A 6,369-nucleotide genomic window follows, 5' to 3' on the forward strand; every position below is an offset into this window, starting at 1 on the left:
ATCTTGGCCTTGTCGTTCAGGCAGGCGCGCGCCTGATCCTCGGGCACGCCGCGCTGCTTGACGAAATCGAGATAGCCCAGCCCTTCGGCGAACGCCGTCGCGACCTTGGTCGGCTCGCCGAGCGCCACGGCGCTCTGCGAGACTTCCTGCACTTTGGCGAGCAGTGTCGGCTGGTTCGCCATCATCTGGTCGAGCATCGGGAAGAACGCGTCGGCGGAAAGGCAGTGGCCGAGCAGATAGGGCGCCACATCGAGCGCACCGTGGATCGGATAGTCGCGGAATTCATACGACACCTTGCCGCTGGCGATATAGCCCGCCTTCAGCGGTGCTGTGCCTTCGGCGGAAAATTTCGCGCAAAAGGGGCAGGCGCGGCTGCCATATTCGATCAGCTTGAGCGGGGCATCGGGATTGCCCATGCGATAACCGCCCTCGGGCGTCGCGCTCACGACATCGGTCCATGCCTTGCCGGCGGGGGCGGGCTTGGCGGCGACGGGCGCGCTCGCCGTCGGGGTCGATGCATTGTCGGTGCCGGCGCCGCTACAAGCGGCGAGCAGCGCGAGGGGCAGCAGAGCAATCGAGGCAGGCAACTTCATGGCAAAAAAACTCCGGATAGAGAGATTATTTCGCGCCCGCAGCGCGCAGGACAGGCTCCAGCCCCGCCCAGTCGAGCACCTTCTCGGCGACGACGCCGTTGACGATAAACGTCGGGGTACCAGCGATGGTGTAGCTTTTGTTCGCGGCGGCGGTTTGGGCGGCGATCGCGTCCACCGCCTTGCGATCGGCAAGGCAGGCATTGGCGCGCGCAATCGGCAAGCCCGCTTTCACGGTAAAATCGGTATAGCCAAAGAATTTACCGAGATAGGCCGCGACCGCATTAGGCGACATTTTCTGCAGTTCCTCCTGCTTCGCCTGCGGGATTTGATCGTGGCGACCGATCAAGGCGCGCTGATTCGCCATCATCGCGTCGAGCAGCGGGAAGAACGCACGTGTGGGCACGCAGTGGCCGAGCAGGATCGGCGCGAGATCAATCGCGCCATGGACCGGAAAGTCGCGATACTCGTACGAGACCTGCCCCGTCGCGACATAGGTCTTGGTCAGCAACGGCGCGCCGTTGAGGGTGAACGTTGCGCAGGTCGGGCAGGTGCGCGCACCATATTCGATCAGCTTCACCTTGGCCGCCGGGTTGCCCATGCGCACCCCGCCTTCGGGTGTGCGGACGACGGTGTGGACCCAGTCGGGCCGCGCCGCAGCGCGTTTTGCCGGTGCCGCTTTCTTGACGGGCGCCGCCTGTACCACGGGAACCGCCAGCACCACCGTCGCGATCAAGGCAATCGCCAAGCGTTTCATTCATCCCCTCCAATCACCGGCGGGCCTTTACTCGCGGCGACGCCCGCCGCCAAAGCCGACAACACCGCCTTCAACTCGGGGTCGACGATCGCGCGCAGGCTGTCGCCGAGTTCGAGCGGCACGGGCTTGAGCGACGGCGGCGCCGCGCGCGGCCGCGGCGGGGCGACATCGCCCTGACGCATCACGACCTTGGCGACCGCCGGATAGCCGAAGAAGCGATTGACGCGCTCGACGATTTCGGGCGCGATATGCTGCATCATCGTGCCATGCGCGCCGCGCACAACAAGGTGCAGCGTCCCGTCCTGCCGCTCTCCGCGTGGAAAGCGAATCGATTCGGGGGCGGAGACGGCCGCAAAGCGTGCGCCGACGATTTCGGGCCAGCGGCTGACGACCGAGCTTTGCACAAAGCCGAATTTCTTGAACGCGACGCCGCTGACCGCGGGCAGCAAATCGCTCAGCGCGCGCGCCGGGCCGCCACGCGGGGCTTCATCGGCTTTGGGCTTGGGGGGGCGCACACTGTTGCTCACAGCGTGGTCCATGCCATAGCCGCCGGGTGGACGCCAAGCATGATCATGATTCCGCCGCCATCGCGCCTGCGTTGCTTGGCTGGTACGATAGCCATGCCCGCGACTTGCCGTGGCGTGCTCGGTCCGGCGAGACGCCCGATCCGTACCGGGTCTGGCTGTCCGAAGTGATGTTGCAGCAGACGACCGTCGCGACGGTGCGGCCGCGCTTTGCCGATTTTGTCGCGCGCTGGCCGACGGTGGCGGCGCTGGCCGCGGCGGCGGATGCCGATCTGATGGCAGCGTGGGCGGGCCTTGGCTATTATGCCCGCGCCCGCAATTTGCTGGCGTGCGCGCGCGCTGTGGTCACCGAGCATGGCGGCGCTTTCCCGGCGGACGAAGCATTGCTGCGTGGCTTGCCGGGGGTCGGCGATTATACGGCGGCGGCGGTTGCAGCAATTGCGTTCGGTCAGCGCGCGGTGGTGGTCGACGGCAATGTCGAGCGCGTTGTGACGCGGCTGTTCGCGCTCGCCGATCCGCTGCCCGGCGCCAAGCCGGCGATTCGCGCGCTCACCGATCACATTACGCCGAACGAGCGCGCGGGCGATTTCGCGCAAGCGATGATGGATTTGGGCGCGAGCCTGTGCAGCCCGCGCAACCCCGCCTGCGTCCTCTGTCCGCTGGCGGCAATGTGCACCGCGCGCGCGCAAGGCGATCCGCAGGCCTATCCGGTGAAAGCGGCCAAGAACGCCAGGCCGCAGCGCTATGGCACCGCCTATTGGATCGAGCGCGACGGCGCCGTGCTGCTGGTGCGCCGCCCGCCCAAGGGACTGCTCGGCGGGATGCGCGCACTGCCGACCGGGCCTTGGGTTGATGCACCCCCAGGACTAGCCGAAGCACCGTTACCGGTCGCCGTTTGGGCACTGGCGCCGGGTACGGCGATCCATGTCTTCACGCATTTCCGCCTCGAACTGGTGCTTGCGGTTGCGCGCGGCGACGGGCAATCAGGCGCCGTGCAAGGCGAATGGTGGCCAATCGCCGATCTTGAGTCGGCAGGGCTGCCAACCGTGTTCGCCAAGGCAGCGCGTTTGGGGAGAGTATGATGGCGAAGTTTCGGGCAGTCACGGTCGCAGCACTGGTCGCACTGGCGGCAACGGGTGCGCTTGCGGGTCAGGCGCAGCGCAAGCCCGTCGCGGTGGCAACTGTTCCGGTCGCGCTGCCGCAATCGAAGGCGCTGGTCGACAGCTATCCCACGACACGCAAGGCCCCCGGCGTGGTCGCGGTGGTCGGCATTGGCGATAGCGTCAATGTCCAGTCGGCGGGCACGCTCGCCTTCGAGCCGACCGCGGCCAAGGCCGATGGCGATACATTGTGGCGGGTCTATTCGATGACCAAGCCGATCACCGCGATGGCCGCGATGATCCTGATCGAGGAAGGCAAACTCAAGCTCGACGATCCGATCAGCAAGTTCATCCCCGCGTTCAAGAACATGACCGTACTCGTCGATGGTACGAAGGACCTGACGGCGGTCCCGGCCAAGAACCAGATTACGGTGCGGCATCTGATGACCCACACCGCCGGGCTGGGCTATACGATCGTCACCAAAGGGCCGCTGCTGAAGGCCTATGAAGAGGCGGGGATCACCCCCTTCACCTCGACCGCGCAGGCCGAAAAGGATATGCGCAAGGTCCGTCCGGCAACACTTCAGGCGTTCGCCGAAAAGGTCGCGACCTTGCCGCTGATCGCCGAGCCAGGCACCAAGTGGAGCTATTCGATCGGCCTCGACGTGATGGGTGCGGTGATCGAAAAGGTCAGCGGCATGCCGTTCGACGCCTTCCTGCAGAAGCGCATCTTTACGCCGCTCAAGATGAATTCGACCTATTTCACTGTGCCCGCCGCCGATGCCAAGCGGCTTGTGACGGGCTATGCGTTTATCGGAGAAAATGCGTTGCCGCTCGATCCGGGAGCGACGTCAATCTATCTTCAAAAGCCAAGCTTTCCTTATGGTGGCGCGGGGCTGGTGATGTCAGCGAACGACTATGACCGGTTCCTGCACATGCTGCAAAATGGCGGGACGCTCGACGGCGCGCGCATCCTGAAGCCCGAAACGGTGGCGCTGGCGATGTCGAACCTGCTGCCTGCGGGCGTCGTCTATCCGGGCGCGGTCGCCAATACGGGCGGCGCGCCGGGGCCGTCGCAGGGCTTTGGCGCGGGTGGCTCGGTCTATCTCGTCGATCTGCCGGGTGGCCCGGGCAAGGGCACTTATGGCTGGGGCGGCGCGGCCGGGACGATTGCCTGGGTCGACCCCAAGAACAAGGTGCGCGCGACCGTCATGGTCAACTACCTGCCCGGCGACCGCTGGCCGCTGCGCACCGATTTCACCAAGGCGCTCTACGCCGATCTGGCGCACTGACGCCCAAATGCTGGTGCCGGGGTTCACAGGCGGGCCGCTCGACCGCGCCGATCATGTGCGGCACGATGCCGAAGCGCTCGCGGCGCTGCGGGGTGACTGGCGCGCGCGGCTGCTGAAGCTCGAAAACTTCGAGCCCGAGCTGACGGCGGAGGGCACGCTGGCGTGGACGTCGCTCGCCGATGCGCCCGAGGAAGCCGAGCTCGTGCTGCTCGGGTTAGGTGCGGGCGGGCGCCCGCATTTTGCGGCTTATGTGCCCGGCATGCGCACGCCGCCGGGGCGCTCGCTGCGGCTGTTCGGCATGCTCGACCAGTTCGCGCCCGGCGAAGCCGCGACCTATGCCGCCGCGCGCAGCGTGCTCGACTGGCACAGCCGCCACGGCTTCTGCGCCAATTGCGGGCAGGCGACGGCGATCATGCGCGCGGGCTGGGCACGCAAATGCAGCGGGTGCAGCGCCGAGCATTTCCCGCGCGTCGACCCGGTGGTGATCATGCTCGCCGAACATGATGGTCGCGCGCTGCTCGGGCGCGGCAAGGGCTGGCCGCAGGGCCGCTATTCGGCGCTCGCGGGCTTCGTCGAGCCGGGCGAATCGATCGAGGAAGCCGTCGCGCGCGAGATTTTCGAAGAAGCAGGCGTGCGGGTCGGTGGCGTGCGCTATGTCGCCAGCCAGCCCTGGCCGTTCCCGTCGTCGCTGATGATGGCGTGCGTCGCGGTCGCCGAGGATGACGCGCTCGAGATCGATCCCAATGAGCTTGAAGATGCGATGTGGGTAACGCGCGAGGAAGTGCGGACAGTGATGGCGGGCGGAGAAGGTCCGTTTCTGGCAGCCCCCCCCTATGCGATTGCCCACACGCTGCTGACCGAGTGGGCGAAGGGCTAGCAGCGGGGTTGGGTTGACCAACGTCACCCCGTTCGCCCTGAGCTTGTCGAAGGGCCATCCTTCTTTTGCGATGACGCCGAAGAAGAAAGGCAGTGCTTCGACAAGCTCAGCACAAACGGGTTGAGAGCGAATTCCATTTAGCGCGGCATCGATCTACCGCTCCCGCGCCATCGGATAGCTCCCCAGCAGCCGCACCCATTCGGCATGGAAGCCAAGCTCGCTCAGCGCGCGGTCAACCGCCAGGTCGCCGGGGCGGCCAATGAAATCGGCGAAGAATTCGGTCGCGGTGAAGCTTGCGCCGCGCTGATAGCTTTCGAGCTTGGTCATGTTGACCCCCGCCGTCGCAAAGCCGCCGAGCGCCTTGTACAGCGCGGCCGGCGCATTGGGCAGCGCGAAGATCAGCGTGGTGACGAACGGCCCGTCGCCGTCGAGCGGCACCGCCTGTTGGGCGAGCAGTACGAAGCGCGTCATGTTGTGCGCTTCGTCGGCAATGTCCTCGACCAGCAGCTTCAGCCCATAGGTTTCAGCGGCAATCGCAGGCGCCAGCGCCGCCACCGCCGGATCGCCGCGTTCGGCGACCAGCGCCGCAGCACCCGCCGTATCGGGATAGGTGACCGGCGAAATGCCCGCCGCGCGCAGCCATTGGCGGCACTGGCCGAGCGCTTGCGGATGACTGACGACCTCGCGCACCTGCTCCCGCGTGCCGAGCCCCATCATCGCGTAGCGGATCGGCAGAAAAAATTCGCCGATGATGCTCAGCCCCGATTCGGGCAGCAGGAAATGGATGTCGGCAACGCGGCCATGGAGCGAATTCTCGATCGGGATGATCGCGAGTTCGGCGCTCCCCGATTGCACCGCTTCGATCGCGTCGTCGAAGTCGAAGCAGGGCATTGGCAATCCGTCCGGCACCGCCTGAAGGGCTGCGATATGCGAATTGGCGCCCGGCGCGCCCTGAAACGCGACGGCGCGCGCGGGGTCAGCGGCAGCGGCGGCGGCCATGGCGGCGACGATCGGGCGGGCGGGGGCGGGAAAACGTTCCATTTGCGCGCCGCGCTTATCGGCCCTTCGCAGATGCGGCAAGCGCTGCTTGCGATTGCCGGGCAGCGAACCTAAAGGGAGCGCACTTCACATCCAGGGACGTTGCAGCACATGAGCTTTCGGACGAACATCATCGTGGGTTGGGTGCTGGCGGCGATTTTCGTCGGGCTGGGTCTCTCGCTCGTCGCCGG

7 protein-coding genes are annotated in these 6,369 nt (G+C 66.4%); 3 read left to right on the plus strand and 4 right to left on the minus strand.

The features are described 5' to 3' along the window. The 3 genes from K2W81_RS14970 to K2W81_RS14980 all read right to left on the minus strand — a co-directional run. On the minus strand, positions 1 to 593 hold a 593-nt coding region (locus tag K2W81_RS14970), incomplete at its 3' end, for a thioredoxin domain-containing protein (protein ID WP_294105812.1). A gap of 25 nt (positions 594 to 618) precedes the next feature. Further along, positions 619 to 1,347: a thioredoxin domain-containing protein gene (locus K2W81_RS14975; RefSeq protein ID WP_294105814.1), complete on the minus strand. Its 729-nt coding sequence runs from the start codon at positions 1,345 to 1,347 to the stop codon at positions 619 to 621. Further along, positions 1,344 to 1,886, minus strand: a complete 543-nt coding sequence (locus tag K2W81_RS14980; protein ID WP_294105837.1) for a DciA family protein — start codon at positions 1,884 to 1,886, stop codon at positions 1,344 to 1,346. The genes K2W81_RS14975 and K2W81_RS14980 overlap by 4 nt, the downstream gene beginning before the upstream one ends. Positions 1,887 to 1,900: 14 nt before the next feature. Between K2W81_RS14980 and mutY the strand changes: the two genes are divergently transcribed. The 3 genes from mutY to nudC are packed head-to-tail and all read left to right on the plus strand — an operon-like array spanning position 1,901 to position 5,140. Continuing rightward, positions 1,901 to 2,953, plus strand: coding sequence for an A/G-specific adenine glycosylase (gene mutY, locus K2W81_RS14985; protein WP_294105842.1), 1,053 nt, complete (start codon positions 1,901 to 1,903; stop codon positions 2,951 to 2,953). Beyond that, entirely contained in the window at positions 2,953 to 4,263 is a 1,311-nt protein-coding gene (locus K2W81_RS14990; RefSeq protein ID WP_294105845.1) for a serine hydrolase, read from the plus strand. The genes mutY and K2W81_RS14990 overlap by 1 nt, the downstream gene beginning before the upstream one ends. A gap of 7 nt (positions 4,264 to 4,270) precedes the next feature. After that, on the plus strand, positions 4,271 to 5,140 hold the full coding sequence (gene nudC / locus K2W81_RS14995; protein ID WP_294105848.1) for an NAD(+) diphosphatase: 870 nt from the start codon (positions 4,271 to 4,273) through the stop codon (positions 5,138 to 5,140). Positions 5,141 to 5,293: 153 nt separating this feature from the next. On the opposite strand, the gene K2W81_RS15000 is transcribed toward nudC, so the two are convergent. Next, entirely contained in the window at positions 5,294 to 6,181 is an 888-nt protein-coding gene (locus K2W81_RS15000; RefSeq protein ID WP_294105850.1) for a prephenate dehydratase, read from the minus strand. Positions 6,182 to 6,369 lie beyond the last annotated feature (188 nt).

The sequence above is a fragment of the Sphingomonas sp. genome, from assembly GCF_019749955.1.
In the GTDB taxonomy this organism is placed as follows: Bacteria; Pseudomonadota; Alphaproteobacteria; order Sphingomonadales; family Sphingomonadaceae; genus Sphingomonas.

What these genes read in the sequence shown, in the direction of transcription:
- K2W81_RS14980 (WP_294105837.1), bottom strand. Translation starts at nt 1,886, where the DNA reads ATGGACCACGCTGTGAGCAACAGTGTGCGCCCCCCCAAGCCCAAAGCC.
- K2W81_RS15000 (WP_294105850.1), bottom strand. Translation starts at nt 6,181, where the DNA reads ATGGAACGTTTTCCCGCCCCCGCCCGCCCGATCGTCGCCGCCATGGCC.
- K2W81_RS14975 (WP_294105814.1), bottom strand. Translation starts at nt 1,347, where the DNA reads ATGAAACGCTTGGCGATTGCCTTGATCGCGACGGTGGTGCTGGCGGTT.
- nudC (WP_294105848.1), top strand. Translation starts at nt 4,271, where the DNA reads ATGCTGGTGCCGGGGTTCACAGGCGGGCCGCTCGACCGCGCCGATCAT.
- K2W81_RS14990 (WP_294105845.1), top strand. Translation starts at nt 2,953, where the DNA reads ATGGCGAAGTTTCGGGCAGTCACGGTCGCAGCACTGGTCGCACTGGCG.